This is a genomic window from Staphylococcus intermedius NCTC 11048 (assembly GCF_002902385.1).
GTDB classification, from domain to species: Bacteria; Bacillota; Bacilli; order Staphylococcales; family Staphylococcaceae; genus Staphylococcus; species Staphylococcus intermedius.
Map to the genome: position 1 here is coordinate 19,725 of NZ_PPQH01000026.1, position 15,239 is coordinate 34,963.

Sequence of the window (15,239 nt, forward strand, 5' to 3'; positions counted from 1 at the left end):
CTTAATATATGCATATCGTTCACGCTGATTACTGGCGTGTTTTTTTATGATGTCTCACCGTTAAGATAAGGACACCTATCGCTACAACAAAAATGCCAAGCGGAAGCCAAGTTCGTTTCACAATTTCACCTGTATTCGGTAAGTTAAAATTACCATCTTGATCAAACAAACCCTCTAAAAAGCGATGCGATCCTGTTTGGCTGTTAATGGCTTGATAAGGATCAATATTCGGTTTCGGGGCAAAATCATGCTTGAATAGGCCACCATCGCGATCCAACAATGAATGATTACGGTTTAACAGTTGCTGCAATTTATCATTCGTACGACCTGAAGATTGAATACCATCGAGGTTTAATCCACCACCGAAAACATTCGCAATTCGACGTATCGGTGCAAATAAGTCATTGAGGTCTGTTTGCGTATTGTGACGAATTTGTTGAAGTTGTTTCCGTAAAGTTAACAATCGATTGGCTTGCGCACTCAGTTCATCTTCAACAGCTTTTAATTTATGGTGTGCACTTTTTTTATCATGCTCTACACGATCAGCAATCAATTTTGCATTTTCCGCATTAAGACGTCCACCTAATATCGATTGAATCACGTCAGAGTCTGCATCCGTATTATTAATGAGCACACTTAAAATATCATCTGCAGTTGCTTTTCCATTCGATTTAAAATGATCTTTCAAGCGGTCGAGTATCGTTGAATTTGAAGGTTTGCCTTGCATAATCTCTTCAGCAATCTTATGCGCTTCTTGTTCGTCAAAACGTGTTTGTAAAATGCTTTCCACTAAACCTTGTGGATTTGACGTATTTTCCAACATCCCTAACAACAAATCATCACTTGACGTTTTCATCAGCGCATTTGCCTGTTGATGAATTTGATTTGCCAATTGTTGATCGGTCTTACCTTTAATGTCTATCTGTTCCGCACGGCGCGCCGCTTCTTGTGGATTAAAAATTTCACCTAATATCGATTCAACTGCCGCACGTTTGTCATCACTTTTTTGGAGTTCGCTTAATATCGTATCATTTTGTGCGTTCAGTTGATTGGCCACTGTTTTCGCATCATCCAGTAAAGCAGCTTTTTTAGTTCCAGAAATATCTGTCCGTCTTTTAATATCTTGTTCAAAGCTTTGTAAATGTTCGCGTTTCTCTTCAAAATAATTATCAGATTTGTTTTCCACCTTATCTGAAACAAAATGATCAATGCGCGTGATGGCACTATCCGCATCTTGAAGTGGTGTCACTCTAGTTTCTACCGCCGCATGTTCCTGTTCGAGTGTATCGAGATCCTTTTTAATATTTTCTTTCAATGCACTTTGGTTTTGCTGACCTTGTTGTGGTGCGACGATCGTTGGCGCCGATGAAGGTCGTTGTTTTGTTGTCTCCGGTGCTTCACTTTCCGTCTTTGGTGCTTCGACTTCATCACGTTTTGTCTCTTTCTGTGGTCCATCAGCTTCTTCAGTCGTTGTTTCCGTCTTTGGTATTTCTTTTTCATCAGACTTTGTCTCTGTTGATGATGACTTTTCTACCATCTCAGTTGATTTTTGTTGACCTTCATCAACCTTTGTTTTTAATGCTTCTATTTTTCTATCAATCTCATCTACTTGGGGTTGTGATTCATCGTCCGACTTGGCATCATACGCTAGGCGATTGGCCGCTTCAGCTTCGTCAACAATCTCTTCAATACCATTTGCTGACGTATCATATTCACGAATTAACGAAAGAAAGTCATTTTTATAATCTGTATTTAAATATTGTAATGCTTTCACTTTTTCATCCGCTTTTTCACGTAATATATTTAAATCATCAGTCGTATCTGTTTGCGCTATCGCTGTCATTTCATGTGACAACGTTGAAGGCATTTGCAGGCCACTACCGACTAGTAACATTATGGTACCAGCTTTTACTAAACGATGACGCATGTTTTGAGATGAAGGGGATTTTCGTTCCGTCATGCCATCATTCCTTTCTATAACATGACTCTATTATAGCGCGTATTTATCAATTTTTAAATAAAGATAAGATAGATTGCGATTTCAAAATAAGCAAAAATTAAAAGACCAGGAATCTTATGACCCCGGTCTCCAATAAGTTCACTTATGCTTTCATGACATGTTGTAACGTCTCGAATAAATCCGCTTCATTCGTTGTGTCTAACAATTGTTGACGTTTGTCATCATGCATTAAGTTTTTCGACAGTTGTTGCAACACTTTTAAATGGGTATCATGACTTTGTTCCGGTACAACAATTAAAAAGACGAGTTGTGGTAATGTACCGTCTAAACTTTCCCATTGCACACCTTGATCATGTTTAAGTACTGCAATAATCGGTTGACGTACCGCATTTGTTTTTGCATGAGGCATCGCAATATGCATACCGAGTGCTGTCGTTGATTCTGCCTCCCGTGCTAATACCGCTTCTTTTAAAGTCACTGCATCCGTGACATAGTTTTCACTGACTAATCGTTCAATCATCGTATCAATCGCTTGATCTCTATCCATTGGTACTGCTGTTTGAATCATGACTTGTGGATTCAACATGTCTTGCACGTCTGCATCTTCATTCACTTTAACTGTCGTCTCAATTTCATCTGATTTGCCTTGCGTAGCCGTGGCAGTTGGTTGTTTTTTAAATGTTAATACGAGGGCTGTTGTGACAAAGCTACCTGCTAACACTGCGACGATAAACATGAGTACGCCATCGATGCCCCCTAATACTGCAACTATTGGGCCGCCATGCGCTACTCTATCACCGACATGACCAAGTGCTGCAATAACAGAAGCGACCATCGCACCGATCATATTTGCCGGAATAATACGCAATGGATCTTGAGCTGCAAATGGAATCGCACCTTCTGTAATACCGAATAGCCCCATCGTAAATGAAGCTTTCCCCATTTCGATTTCATTACGGTTGAATTTACGTTTTTGAATAAATGTCGCAAGTCCGAGTCCAATCGGTGGTGTACAGACTGCCACTGCAACCATCCCCATGACACTATAGTTTCCTTCTGCAATTAAAGCTGAACCAAATAAAAACGCGACTTTGTTGACCGGACCCCCCATATCAAATGCAATCATTGCACCTATAATTAAGGCCAAAATAACAATATTTGCCCCTTGCATGCCTTTGAGCCAAGTCGTCAAAGTTTCAAAAACAGCTGCAATTGGCGCACCTAAAACGAAAATAAAGATCATACCAACGAGCACCGACGCAATAATTGGAATAATAATGATCGGCATAATCGGCGCCATCGCTTTCGGCACTTTAATATTTTTAATCCATTTCGCGATATAACCCGCTAAGAACCCGGCAACGATCCCGCCTAGAAATCCAGCACCCGCCGTACTACCGTAAAAACTACCATCTGCCGCAATCGCACCACCAATCATCCCTGGTACAAGACCCGGCTTATCCGCAATACTGACCGCAATGTAACCGGCCAAAATTGGTACCATAAAACTAAATGCGAGCGCACCAATCTTTTCGAACGGCTTCCAAAATGAATCATCTGGTATGACTAAACCTTGCGTCGCTGTTTTTTCTCCACCTAACGACAATGCTAGGGCGATGAGTAACCCTCCGACAACGATGAACGGTACCATAAAAGAAACCCCGTTCATTAAATGTTGATAGACCATTTGCATACCGTTTTGTTTATTTTCGCTTTGAGGTGCAGTTGTGCCACTTGTGTCAGCTTCTCCTGATGCATGATACACCGGTGCTTCCCCTTTCACCACACGTTCAATTAATGCTTCAGGTTGATGAATGCCTGCTCTCACGCTTTCTTTCACGAGGGGTTTACCATTGAACCGGGATAAATCCACTTGTCTATCCGCGGCAATAATGATACCATCTGCTGCTGCGATTTCTTCAGCTGTTAATACATTTTCGGCACCGACCCCTCCTTGTGTTTCTACTTTGATGTCGATACCTAATGATGCAGCAGCTTGCTCTAACTTTTCTTGTGCCATATATGTATGTGCAATACCATTTGGACAAGATGTAACTGCGAGTATTTTCATGCCAATACTTCCTCTCTTCACAAAATTCCATACACCCCCATCTTATTCGCTTTACGGACACAATTCAACGTATTTTTGAAGCGCTTACAAATTTTCGGTTACTTCCTTTGAAACACAGACGAAAAAAGTGCGCAACAGCAATTCATCTCGCATGTCACGCACTTTACTATCGTTTTATAATTTCATTGATGCATCGTAAATTTCAGTGCAATACCCTTTAAATCCACAATTCGGGCACGTTAACATTCTTGTTTGTGAAGTGTGAGGCGCTAATAACCATGTTCGATATGAGGGTTTAAACTGCTTTTGGCAATTTGGACACATATAACTGACTTGTTGATAGTACTTAGAGGTCATTCTTTGTGCCAATGTGGCTGCACTACCAAAACCTAATATCGCCGGCCAAAATTAACGATATTTCCAACTTAAGCCAACCCCAATCACTTCAAATAATGTCGCTGTCGTTCCCATCCATAACATTTGTTTCATTAGACGTTGATGCTGTGGTTTTTGTTTCATCGCATCCTCAATGTCAGAAAGATTTTTAACAGGTGCACGTGATGAATCCAGTATCATCTGTTGCATTTGCTTCATCTGCTTCAGTCGCTGTTGTTGCTGTCGAATTTCTGATTCAGTTTCTGCTACTTTACGTGTTAATAAAGTCCGTACCGTTTGAAGTGTACCGTCCGCTGACAACATTTGCTTGATTTCTTTAAGACTGAGACCTAATGACTTCATGACTAAAATCAAATGCAACTGTTCAACTTCTCGCTCTGTATACATCCGATATTGATTGTCGTCGGTATAGGCGGGTTTTAATAATTGTTGATGGTCATAATACTGAATGGTTCTTTTTGAAAGTCCAAACATATTCGCAAGCTCACCTGTCGAATAATGTGACATCGATTTCACCTCCATACTTCATGTATAGCCTATGACGTCACGTGACGGTCAACAATTTCATGCATAATTTGAATCATTTTTTCAGGCTCATCGACAAACGGTGCATGTGCCGTATCTTGAAAGGCGTAAAAATGCTTTTCAGGAGACGCGACATGATCAAAAAATGCTTTACTGTCTTCGTAAGTCGTCTGCATATCATGAACACCTTGTAAAATATAAAATGGCACCGTTATTTCCTGGGCAATATCATTTAAATTGGTATGCGCCATTTCGCTCGTCAAATGTTCAAATGTGGATAAACTGCCTCTCACAATATTAATTCTTTCCATAAGACGGTAATAAGGCGTCTGCATCATTACCCGAAACATGCGCCAAACCGAATAGCCATGACTCGAAAAGCCGACATGGTAACGCGCAGTATAACGTTGTCTTGCTTTTTCATATTGACAATCTTGATTAAAGTCCCGTGTTAAATGAATCGCTTTGAGTTGCTGGATCGCACGTTGATTGCCTTCTTCATGCGCTAAAAAAATCAAATGTTGCAAAATACACTGTTCATTGCCAAACACGTCTCCGAGCTGCCCCATGCCAATATACGCGGCAATATATTCAGGGTTACGATGCGCGAGGTGCGTGCCAATAATCGTACCGAATGAGTGACACATCAAATACACTTGCTCTTGTTGAAAATGACGTCGTAAAAATTGAATAAGCTGATACGAGTCAGAAATTAAATCTGCCATTTCTACAGTTTCGCGCGTATACGACATGCCCGTCCCACGCTGATTCCAAAAGACAACTGTATAACGATCCGTCAAATCAATATGATGTGCTCTAAAAAAGGAATAAAGCGGAAATCCTGGCCCACCATGGACAACAAGCAGTATCGGTTTATCAGTACCTCTTGATTCAATAATGATACCTTGTCGATGACCGTTTAAAGTCAAGTAGTGTTTCTGAATGGTACGTCCATCTTGTTCTACGTATGTTTTCATGTCTACACCTCACATCTTTCGATATCATTATAATCTATTTTGAGAGGCTTGTAGCATTTTTAAGCTAAGGAAGAAACAAATATGATAAAAATCGAAATATAAAAAAACACAGGCCTCGTGATTCAACCGAGACCTGCCATACTTAGCTATGCATGTGCTTTTTCATAATGATAACCAATCTGATATGTAGAAACCTTATTTTTCAAAATCGGGCTTTCCTTCTCTTCATGATGCTGTCTGACATTTTTATGTGACGCTTTAAACACATCTGACCCTAACCATTCACGAAATGCGTCTTCAGATTGCCAAACTGTTAAAATTTTCACTTCATCATATTCTTTTAAACCATTCGTTTGTGTCACATACATTTCGATAAATCCATCAATCGTTTCAATGCCTTGACGACGGTGGAATCGTTCCATCGTAGCCTCCGCTGTCCCTTTTTGTAATGTCAATTTATTTTCTGCCATAAACATTGGACTTCATCTCCTTTTACGCATTCGCATAAGTCGCGTCTGCCCCCTTATTGTATCTATCTCCAAATGAGGTATCTTGATTGTTCATTCAATACAGACTCACTGTTCAATCGATCACTTCTTTTATTATAATTGATAAAGATTATCATTATCAACTGAAATTGTGTTATTTACGCTTTTTAAATTTTTTTATGAGATAGTTCAACCTGACCAAATTTAAAATGAAAAAGCATACAATACCTGCGATAAAAAGAGGGATGTTCTTATAATAAAAAGTGAAAATTGTTGTCCAAATGCCGAGAACAATCACCAAGACTTCTGTCCAAACAAACCATTGTCTCCGAACAGTATCATGATAGCGTTCATCAATTTGTTCAAAGTCAATATTGGCAATCACAGCATCTAATTTAAAAATATGAATCACGAGTACTAATAAAAAAACAAAACCAAAAACGGCAAGTGATATAATCATTGAGTTGCTCCTTTTTCCAGACAATTTTAGTTAATAAAAGCATAACATAAAGAAATGATTTAAAAGAAACTCCTCAAAAAAAGACCGGAAGATGACATTCCCCCAGCCTTTAATGCATTCATTGTATCGTTATTCTGTTTTTGTACCGATTGAGAGATATTTTGTTTCAAGATAAGGTTCGATTCCTTCAATACCCCCTTCACGGCCATAACCACTTTCTTTCACACCACCGAATGGCGCATGTGGTGCTGAAGGTGCACCGTCATTCCAACCCACCACACCATAGTGTAAGTTGTTGTAAATATAAAGACCTGTACGGTAATCATTGGTGAAGAAATAAGATGCCAAGCCAAATTCTGTGTCATTCGCTAAATGAATTGCTTCATCAATATCAGAATAACGCATCACGGGTGCAACTGGACCGAATGTTTCTTCATGCATACATTTCATATCATGGTTGACATTTGTTATGACGACAGGTTTTAAGAAATTGCCACCGAGTTCTTGAATGTCATCTAATTCACGTGACAATTGACCGCCATGTTCAACGGCATCTTGAATGTGATTAAGCACTTTGTCCACACCTTTTTGGTTGATGAGTGGTCCAATTTTAACGTCTTTGTCCATGCCGTCCCCTACTTTTAGTGCATGGACTTGTTCGATGAGTTGTTTTTCATATGCTTCTGCAATATCTTCGTGTACATAAATACGGTTGGCACAAATACAAGTTTGGCCTGCATTTCTAAATTTTGTCTTAATCGTTTGTTCCACAGCATGTTCGATGTCAGCATCTTTATGCACGATGAGTGGTGCGAGACCGCCAAGTTCCATAGTCACATTTTTAACAGAGGCTGCAGATTGTTCGATTAACTTTTTGCCAACAGGTGTTGAGCCTGTGAACGTCACTTTGTGAATCAATTCATGCTCTGTGAAAATTTTACCTGCCGTTTTACCACTCGCTAAAATATATGAAATGGCATCTTCAGGAATGCCCGCTTCATGTGCTAATTCAACTAAACGAATCGTTGTCATTGGCGTTTGCGTCGCCGGTTTACATACAATCGTACATCCTGCTGCAAGTGCGGGTGCCATTTTACGGGTAATCATGGCAGCTGGGAAGTTCCACGGAGTAATCGCCCCTACAACACCGACCGGGAATTGATCCACTAAAAGTTTCTTATCTGGTGAGTTTGCCGGAATGGTTCTACCATAAATACGTTTCGCTTCTTCCGCGTACCAATCGACATAACCCACAGCGTAATCCACTTCGCCTAAAGCCTCTTGATAAGGCTTGCCCCCTTCAAGTGTAATCAGCTCTGCCAATGCGTCACGGTTTTCTTTAATTAAAGCTGACCATTGCCATAATAAACGTGACCGCTCATGCGCATCCACTTCACGCCATGATAAATATGCTTCATATGCACGTTCAATTTTATGATGAATTTCAGCTTCTTCTGTAAATGCATAGGTCTTAATGACTTCTCCCGTCGAAGGGTTTATTACATCAAACTTTGTCATCTTCCATCCCTCTTTCTTTTAATTTGTAACCGTATGACACTTTATTGCGCATCATACAATTATCGTAACACTTCATGAAATTTCTTACATACTTTTCACTCAGAATGTGTTAGATTAGATTTATATTTTAATGAAAGTAGTTGATTCTTACATGACAACCGCAATCCCAAACTGTCCACAGTGCGATTCTGAATACACATATGAAGATGGCGGACTTTACATTTGCCCGATGTGTGCATATGAATGGAGCAACGACACACTTGAGGCAGCTGCTGAACAAGACGTCATCCGTGATGCAAACGGAAACCCACTTCAAGACGGTGACACGGTATCAGTCATTCGCGATTTAAAAATCAAAGGCAGTTCTCAAATGATTAAACAAGGGACTAAAGTTAAAAACATTAAATTAGTCGATCCTGAAGACGGACATGATATCGACTGTAAAATTCCTGGCTTTGGACAAATTGGCTTAAAATCTGAAGTCGTGAAAAAAATTAAATAATATTAAAAAACAGGACAACATTGACGTGCCGTACGCGCTCATGTTGTCCTATTGCAATTGATATGGATTAAAAAGCTTCATCCACGGATGCGATGGCTTCATCTATCGTTTGACCTGTAGATAAAGCAACCGCCGCAATGAAACTCCCTTCTACAATCGGGGCATTCACTTTTTCAATGCGATGTGTCCCCGTGTACATTTCAATCGCCATATCCAAATTCATTTCAGATGAGCCGATATCAAAGAAACAAATCGCATCATCATCTATATCATTTAATACTGCAGAAATATCATCAAATGACGTACCAATTTCGCCTTCAATTCCACCAATCGCAACGACATTCACATCTTGCGCCATCTGTGAAAGAAGTTCTTGTGTACCTTCTGCAATTTTTTCACTATGACTGACTAAAACAATCTGTGTCATGCTACATCAGCTCCTATCAGTGCATTTAAAATGTAAACACTACTTTGTGCGCCAGGATCAATGTAACCAATTGAGTCTTTTTTAAAGTATGACGCACGACCTTTTGTTGCTTCTATATCACGTGTTGCATCAGCATAAGATTGTAACTTTTCTAAATCTACTGTTTCACCTTGCTCGACTGCTTCTCTTGCACGTGCAATCACATCATACATTGTTTTTTCATTTAAAGTCACTTTACCACGTTGGGCCACTGCTTCTTCAAATGCTTTTAACAATTCAACTAAGTTCTCATGATCTATGTCATCTTTCGCAACTTGCGCCATTTTGACAAAACTAAAGCCGTATAATGGTCCAGACGCGCCGCCGACTTTCGACATGAGCGTCATACCTGTAGATTTGAGTAATGCCTGCATTGAACTGTCATCTAATTGATCAGGAAGTGCTTCAAAACCACGTCGCATATTCACACCATGGTCCCCGTCGCCAATTGCACGGTCCAATTCTGTCAAAGCCTCTTCCTCTGTTTCAAATGTCTCTTTCAATGCGAGTAATCGTTCTTTTAAAGTTGCTACGTCCATCTTGTGAACCTCCTATTGATTAAAAAAATCGACTTGTTGTTGGTGCGCGAAACGCTGATAATACGCGTTCATCGTATGGGACAAATGTTAATGAAAAGCCTTGCATGTCGAGCGATGTCATATAATCACCGACAAACCATGCTTTAACTGTTTTCCCTTCTTTTTCTAATTGTAACGCGACATATTTCGTCACAATGTCCAATTCTGATAATGGTGTGCCACCCATGCCGTTCACCATCACAATCAATTCGTCACTCGTTACTTCTTGCTTTAATTGTTCAATCAAACGTTGCACAATTTGTTCTACTGGTTCAACTGGCACGCGTTCTAATCCACGTTCACCATGAATACCGATACCGATTTCCATTTCATGATCTTCAATATCGAAGCCATACTTTCCTGTCGTTGGTACTGCAGGAGGTGTGAGTGCCATCCCAATGGTACGCATGTGTTCCATCATTGCTTCAACTTCAGTTTTAATTTCTGTTAACTTCTTACCATGCTCTGATAAATAACCCGCATATTTATGAACAAAGACCGTGCCTGCAACACCACGGCGTTTTTCAACATCGTCAATCGCAATGTCATCACGGACAATGACCATTTCCACTTGGATATCTTCCATCTCAGCCATATCTTTTGCCATTTCAAAATTCATGACGTCGCCCGCATAATTTTTAACAATAAGTAATACACCGTCCCCATTGTCTACCGCTTTAATGGCTTCTAACACTTTATCCGGCGTCGGTGAGGTAAACACTTCCCCACATACCGCAGCATCTAACATCCCTTCACCCACATAACCCGCATGTGCAGGTTCGTGACCACTTCCGCCACCTGAAACTAATGCGACACCAGACGTCTTTTTATGTTGACGTACAACGACTGTATCTGCAATCACGTCAATATTTGGGTTGGTGATCTTCAAACCATCTAGCATGTCTTGCAAAAAGTGTGTTTTATCCTGAATTAACTTTTTCATTTGCTCACCTTCTATCGTAGTTTCTTCTATTATATGTTTTAAAATGAAAACGTTCACGTAAAAACTATTATCCACATTTGACAATTTTGTATACAAAAAAGTTGTACAGTCGCGCATTCCAACTCGCACGTGCTGTACAACTCTTTCAATATCATTCGATTGTGTCCATTGATTAGAAGAAAATAAGTGTCAAAATTGGAACAACTGCTACCACGACAACCCCAACCAGTACAATCGCGATGCTCGCCATTGACTCCTCTACTGGCCCAAGTTCTTTTGCTGCCGCTACACCTAACGTATGTCCACTTGTTCCTAAAGATAAACCTCTCGCAATCGGATCATCAATGTGGAACCATTTCAATAATTTATTACCGAGCGCATAGATGATGACTGCATTCAAAATAACAGCTAATGATGTCAATTCTTTAATGCCACCGATGCCGTCTGATACAGGAAGTGCAATTGCTGTTGTTGCTGCTTGCGGAAGCATGGATGCAATAATGTCATTACCAAATTGAAAGGCTTTTGCAACAAAGAAAATACCGACAAGTGCCAACACGGTACCAATGCCAATGCCACCTATAATCCGGTGCCAATGTTTCACTAAAACATCACGCTTTTTGTATAAAGGAATCGCAAAGGAAATCGTCGCTGGTCCTAGGAAGAAATTAATGATATCTCCACCAATTTTATACTTTTCATATGGAATGCCTGTAAAGTATAAGAATGCTACCCCGAAAACCATCGCAACAAAAAGCGGTGCGAATAAGAAAAAGCCATTTGTTTTCTTAAAGAGTACTGTCGCGATTAAAAAGGGTATCACTGATAATAAGATACCGAAATACGGTGTATCAATAGCGAGATGATTAGCCATGTGAATGCGCTCCTTTCACTTTCCCTTTTGTACTAGGCGTTGTTGTCACTTTATCTTTCATCGTCAAACGCATTAAAATTTGTGACGCAAAACCTGTAAACACGAGTAACAGAATTGTTGAAATAATAATCAATCCAATGATAAGAATTGGACTTGCACTAATAATGTCCAATGAATTAACGACTGAAATCCCAGCTGGTACGAATAAAAATCCGATATTGTTTGTTAACGCCGTCCCTACTTTTTCAACTTGACCCAGCTTGATCACACCTGTACATAATAAAACGAACAGTAATACGAGCCCTATCACCGGTGCTGGCATAGGAATCGGCATAAATGATTCAATAATACTTGAAACAAATAACACTGCCGCAATCACAAACACTTGATGTAAAAAACTGTACGTTTTCTCTTCTTTTTGTTTCACTTTTACAACCTCCCGTGCATCTCTGATTGACTTCATTATATAATGAAAAAATTCACATACGTTGTTTTCATTCCGAAATGCAAAAAAAGAGGCGTGAAATACAAAATCACACCCTTGTCGAACAAACACACGATTTAAATGTCATATAGCACAGTAAAAATACACTTTCGGTGGATGAAAAATCTCACGTAAACACCACTTTCCACATCAATAATACGGAAATGATGTGGTGCGCGTTGTGAACAGTGTCTTTGATTGATACATCTCTCTACAAAGATTGCAAGAACGATTCGACACTCCCGAGGGATGAGCTGATCTGGAAAATCCACCAGCGCCTCAACAAGTGTCTCATATACTAAAAGCGCTGGTTAGTTGAAAGATCAGCCCCTGTGAAAGGGAGAATAGTTCAGCAATCGAAGATAAACGACTCACATCAATACAAAACAAAATCCTCACAACCTTAAACCCATCACCTGCTTAAACTTCTTCATATACGACCGACTCACCTGCATCTTCACACCATCCGTCAACGTCACCATATACGTCGAATTAAACCAATGCTCAATCGCCTCAATATGCTGCCGATTGATCACATTCGATCGATGAATCCGAATAAACTGCCCTTCATCCAATCGCTTCTCATAAGCACTCAAAGGCTCATGCGTCTCATACTCTCCTTGCGTCGTATACACCGTCGTCACACCTTGATTGACCGAAATACCAATCACATCATCAGGGTTTAACATATGAATACGTTCACCAATTTCAATAGGTAGAGGTTGCTTAACTTTTGCAGCCGCTTGTGGCGCATGTTTATCCTCATATTTCTCTTGTTGTGCACGGACTTTTTCCACAGCTTGCGCAATGCGGGATTGGTCGAAAGGTTTCATAATATAATCCGTAGCGTTCAGCTCAAACGCCTGTACCGCAAACTGGTCATGTGCGGTCGCAAAGACAATTGCAGGTGGTGCTTTCATTTTCTGTATTTTTTTACCTAATTCTATACCATTTTCATTCATTAAGTTGATATCTAAAAACACTAAATCATATTCATCCATCAACAACGCTTCAATCGTTTCGCTCACATTTTCTGCTTCATCTAAAACATCAAATCCTCCGATGCGATTCAATAAATATATTAATTCATTACGCGCGAGTGGTTCATCATCAACTATTAAAGCACGCATGATTTAACCCTCCTTCAGTTGGTAAGGTAACGTACACCATACGCACGTTCCTGTGTCATCACTATCAAAATGTAATGCAGCATGCTCACTGAATAAACCTTTTAATCTTAAATTCAAATTTTCTAAAGCACTGCCGGTCCCTGACTCTGACTCAACAACCCTTTCACCGAGTTGCACCAGTTTTTCAGGCGGAATCCCCCGTCCATTGTCACTCACTTCAATACAGAGTTGCTGTGCATCTTTCAAACGCACACCCACTTTAATTTTGTTGCCGTTTTTACGATCTGTAAAGGCGTGTTTGACTGCATTCTCTACTAAGATTTGAATTAAAAATGGAGGGACTGCAGCTTGTTTCACTTTTTCTGGAACATCAAACGTCACATCAAATCGTCCTGGAAAACGGGCCTGTTCAAGTGACAAGTAGGCCGTCACTTGACTCAACTCTTTCTCCAACGTAATCGTATTTTGACGCGAACCTTGTAAATTCGAACGAAAGAAATGACTTAACTCTAGCAATAATTCTCTCGCTTTTTCACTATCAATCCGCACTAATGCAGAAATCGTGTTAATCGCGTTAAAAAAGAAATGCGGGTTCACCTGTGCTTGAAGAGACTTGATTTCTGCATCTTTCAATAATTTACTTTGCATCTCAGCTTCCCCAAGTTCGATTTGACTACTAAAAATCTCTGCCAAACCTTCTGCTAATTGGCGTTCGACAAATGTTAAGTTCGTCGGATTCGTAAAATACATTTTTAACGTCCCTGTTACTTTACCATGCATTTTGAGTGGAATCACAAGTGCTGCATGGAGCGGACAATGCGGGTGTGTACAACCAATCTCTTCTTTCGTATGTACTTCCTTGAGCTCTCCAGTTTGTAATACTTCTTTCGATAAATGGGTAATAATTTCTTTTTTAGGAATATGATGGTCACTTCCTGCCCCAACATGTGCTAAAATATCATGGCGATTTGTAATTGCGACAGCAGAAACTTTCATTAAATCTTTAATAATCATCGCCACATGCTTTGCGGAGTCTTCATTGAGCCCCTCTTTAAAATAAGGTAACGTTTGATTTGTCAATTCCAATACATCATGCGTTTGCACCGCACGCATTTGCTCTTCTTGCTTCAAAGTGGAACTAATGATAGACATGAAAATCGCTGTTCCGGCACTGTTAACAACAATCATTGGCAGTCCAATTAAAGCAATCAAATCCATCGCATACTGTTTATCTTGAGCAAACGAAAAAATACAAATCATCTGTACAATTTCCATCATACCGCCGATGAGTGCACTTTTAGCAATGGTTGGATATTGATGTTGTTCTAGTGCTTTTCGTCCAAAATAGCCAGAAATCAGACCAATAAACAAAGAAGAGATTAAGTATGTATAGGCTTCTGCCCCTCCCATATAAAGGCGGAATATACCTGATAAAACACCTACAAATACACCAACAAAAGGCCCTCCTACCAATCCTGCAACACCGATTGTCAGTACGCGTGTATTCGCTAAAGAAACATTGTCATCTAACTGAAAATAAATGCTTCCCGCTAAAATATCACCATTCTTAATGACGATACCCGTAAAGTTAGACATGAGCGCAAAGAGACTAAAAACGATGCACAATTGCCACTTTGATGCCCATGCTTTTCGCTGTTGCATTGTATGTTTGAAGTATTTTGAATTCATTAATATATAAGCCAATATAATAATGAGTCCCACACGCTCCAAAAGTAATATCATTAAATTAAACATTGATTTTGGCTCCTTTTGCAATGAAGAGTCTTTTTATACTTTATTCTAGTTTATCACAACACAACAAACTTGCCTGATGAATACAATGACTATTTTTTTAAAGTTATAATTC

15 protein-coding genes are annotated in these 15,239 nt (G+C 39.7%); 1 reads left to right on the forward strand and 14 read right to left on the reverse strand.

Annotation, left to right across the window (positions count from 1 at the left end):
• Window positions 1–28: 28 nt before the first annotated feature.
• The 7 genes from CD138_RS06280 to CD138_RS06310 all read right to left on the reverse strand — a co-directional run bounded on the left by CD138_RS06280 (window position 29) and on the right by CD138_RS06310 (window position 8,395).
• Window positions 29–1,960 (reverse strand): hypothetical protein, encoded by a 1,932-nt coding sequence (locus CD138_RS06280; protein WP_019167494.1) that lies wholly within the window; start codon window positions 1,958–1,960, stop codon window positions 29–31.
• Between the two features lie 142 nt (window positions 1,961–2,102).
• Entirely contained in the window at window positions 2,103–4,031 is a 1,929-nt protein-coding gene (locus CD138_RS06285) for a fructose-specific PTS transporter subunit EIIC (RefSeq protein WP_019167493.1), read from the reverse strand.
• Window positions 4,032–4,439: 408 nt separating this feature from the next.
• The gene (locus tag CD138_RS06290) at window positions 4,440–4,934 is read right to left on the reverse strand and encodes a MerR family transcriptional regulator (protein WP_019167492.1); all 495 of its coding nucleotides are present in this window, start codon (window positions 4,932–4,934) and stop codon (window positions 4,440–4,442) included.
• Window positions 4,935–4,963: 29 nt separating this feature from the next.
• Window positions 4,964–5,929, reverse strand: a complete 966-nt coding sequence (locus CD138_RS06295) for an alpha/beta fold hydrolase (RefSeq protein ID WP_019167491.1) — start codon at window positions 5,927–5,929, stop codon at window positions 4,964–4,966.
• A 146-nt stretch (window positions 5,930–6,075) separates the two neighbouring features.
• Window positions 6,076–6,405, reverse strand: a complete 330-nt coding sequence (locus CD138_RS06300; protein WP_019167490.1) for an antibiotic biosynthesis monooxygenase — start codon at window positions 6,403–6,405, stop codon at window positions 6,076–6,078.
• Window positions 6,406–6,571: 166 nt separating this feature from the next.
• Window positions 6,572–6,877 (reverse strand): hypothetical protein, encoded by a 306-nt coding sequence (locus CD138_RS06305; protein WP_019167489.1) that lies wholly within the window; start codon window positions 6,875–6,877, stop codon window positions 6,572–6,574.
• A gap of 129 nt (window positions 6,878–7,006) precedes the next feature.
• Window positions 7,007–8,395 (reverse strand): NAD-dependent succinate-semialdehyde dehydrogenase, encoded by a 1,389-nt coding sequence (locus CD138_RS06310; RefSeq protein WP_019167488.1) that lies wholly within the window; start codon window positions 8,393–8,395, stop codon window positions 7,007–7,009.
• A 151-nt stretch (window positions 8,396–8,546) separates the two neighbouring features.
• Here CD138_RS06310 and CD138_RS06315 point away from each other — a divergent pair, with 151 nt between their 5' ends.
• On the forward strand, window positions 8,547–8,897 hold the full coding sequence (locus CD138_RS06315; protein WP_026066773.1) for a zinc ribbon domain-containing protein YjdM: 351 nt from the start codon (window positions 8,547–8,549) through the stop codon (window positions 8,895–8,897).
• Window positions 8,898–8,964: 67 nt separating this feature from the next.
• Here CD138_RS06315 and dhaM read toward each other — a convergent pair whose 3' ends face one another.
• The 7 genes from dhaM to CD138_RS06350 all read right to left on the reverse strand — a co-directional run bounded on the left by dhaM (window position 8,965) and on the right by CD138_RS06350 (window position 15,127).
• Entirely contained in the window at window positions 8,965–9,324 is a 360-nt protein-coding gene (gene dhaM, locus CD138_RS06320; protein ID WP_019167486.1) for a dihydroxyacetone kinase phosphoryl donor subunit DhaM, read from the reverse strand.
• Complete coding sequence (dhaL, locus tag CD138_RS06325; RefSeq protein WP_019167485.1) at window positions 9,321–9,902, reverse strand: dihydroxyacetone kinase subunit DhaL; 582 nt, start codon at window positions 9,900–9,902, stop codon at window positions 9,321–9,323. Before dhaL ends, dhaM begins: the two co-directional genes overlap by 4 nt.
• Window positions 9,903–9,921: 19 nt before the next feature.
• Window positions 9,922–10,884: a dihydroxyacetone kinase subunit DhaK gene (gene dhaK, locus CD138_RS06330; protein ID WP_019167484.1), complete on the reverse strand. Its 963-nt coding sequence runs from the start codon at window positions 10,882–10,884 to the stop codon at window positions 9,922–9,924.
• 172 nt (window positions 10,885–11,056) lie between these two features.
• Window positions 11,057–11,758, reverse strand: coding sequence for an antiholin-like protein LrgB (lrgB, locus tag CD138_RS06335; protein ID WP_019167483.1), 702 nt, complete (start codon window positions 11,756–11,758; stop codon window positions 11,057–11,059).
• Window positions 11,751–12,221: an antiholin-like murein hydrolase modulator LrgA gene (lrgA, locus tag CD138_RS06340; RefSeq protein WP_373364643.1), complete on the reverse strand. Its 471-nt coding sequence runs from the start codon at window positions 12,219–12,221 to the stop codon at window positions 11,751–11,753. Before lrgA ends, lrgB begins: the two co-directional genes overlap by 8 nt.
• A 416-nt stretch (window positions 12,222–12,637) precedes the next feature.
• A complete protein-coding gene (locus CD138_RS06345; RefSeq protein ID WP_019167481.1) occupies window positions 12,638–13,372 on the reverse strand; it encodes a response regulator transcription factor LytR in 735 nt (244 codons plus the stop codon).
• A gap of 3 nt (window positions 13,373–13,375) precedes the next feature.
• Window positions 13,376–15,127 (reverse strand): sensor histidine kinase, encoded by a 1,752-nt coding sequence (locus CD138_RS06350; RefSeq protein ID WP_019167480.1) that lies wholly within the window; start codon window positions 15,125–15,127, stop codon window positions 13,376–13,378.
• Window positions 15,128–15,239 lie beyond the last annotated feature (112 nt).

What these genes read in the sequence shown, in the direction of transcription:
- CD138_RS06300 (WP_019167490.1), bottom strand. Translation starts at nt 6,405, where the DNA reads ATGTTTATGGCAGAAAATAAATTGACATTACAAAAAGGGACAGCGGAG.
- CD138_RS06280 (WP_019167494.1), bottom strand. Translation starts at nt 1,960, where the DNA reads ATGACGGAACGAAAATCCCCTTCATCTCAAAACATGCGTCATCGTTTA.
- lrgA (WP_373364643.1), bottom strand. Translation starts at nt 12,221, where the DNA reads ATGAAGTCAATCAGAGATGCACGGGAGGTTGTAAAAGTGAAACAAAAA.
- CD138_RS06350 (WP_019167480.1), bottom strand. Translation starts at nt 15,127, where the DNA reads ATGTTTAATTTAATGATATTACTTTTGGAGCGTGTGGGACTCATTATT.
- CD138_RS06285 (WP_019167493.1), bottom strand. Translation starts at nt 4,031, where the DNA reads ATGAAAATACTCGCAGTTACATCTTGTCCAAATGGTATTGCACATACA.
- CD138_RS06315 (WP_026066773.1), top strand. Translation starts at nt 8,547, where the DNA reads ATGACAACCGCAATCCCAAACTGTCCACAGTGCGATTCTGAATACACA.
- CD138_RS06310 (WP_019167488.1), bottom strand. Translation starts at nt 8,395, where the DNA reads ATGACAAAGTTTGATGTAATAAACCCTTCGACGGGAGAAGTCATTAAG.
- dhaM (WP_019167486.1), bottom strand. Translation starts at nt 9,324, where the DNA reads ATGACACAGATTGTTTTAGTCAGTCATAGTGAAAAAATTGCAGAAGGT.
- CD138_RS06305 (WP_019167489.1), bottom strand. Translation starts at nt 6,877, where the DNA reads ATGATTATATCACTTGCCGTTTTTGGTTTTGTTTTTTTATTAGTACTC.
- dhaL (WP_019167485.1), bottom strand. Translation starts at nt 9,902, where the DNA reads ATGGACGTAGCAACTTTAAAAGAACGATTACTCGCATTGAAAGAGACA.
- dhaK (WP_019167484.1), bottom strand. Translation starts at nt 10,884, where the DNA reads ATGAAAAAGTTAATTCAGGATAAAACACACTTTTTGCAAGACATGCTA.
- CD138_RS06295 (WP_019167491.1), bottom strand. Translation starts at nt 5,929, where the DNA reads ATGAAAACATACGTAGAACAAGATGGACGTACCATTCAGAAACACTAC.
- CD138_RS06290 (WP_019167492.1), bottom strand. Translation starts at nt 4,934, where the DNA reads ATGTCACATTATTCGACAGGTGAGCTTGCGAATATGTTTGGACTTTCA.
- lrgB (WP_019167483.1), bottom strand. Translation starts at nt 11,758, where the DNA reads ATGGCTAATCATCTCGCTATTGATACACCGTATTTCGGTATCTTATTA.
- CD138_RS06345 (WP_019167481.1), bottom strand. Translation starts at nt 13,372, where the DNA reads ATGCGTGCTTTAATAGTTGATGATGAACCACTCGCGCGTAATGAATTA.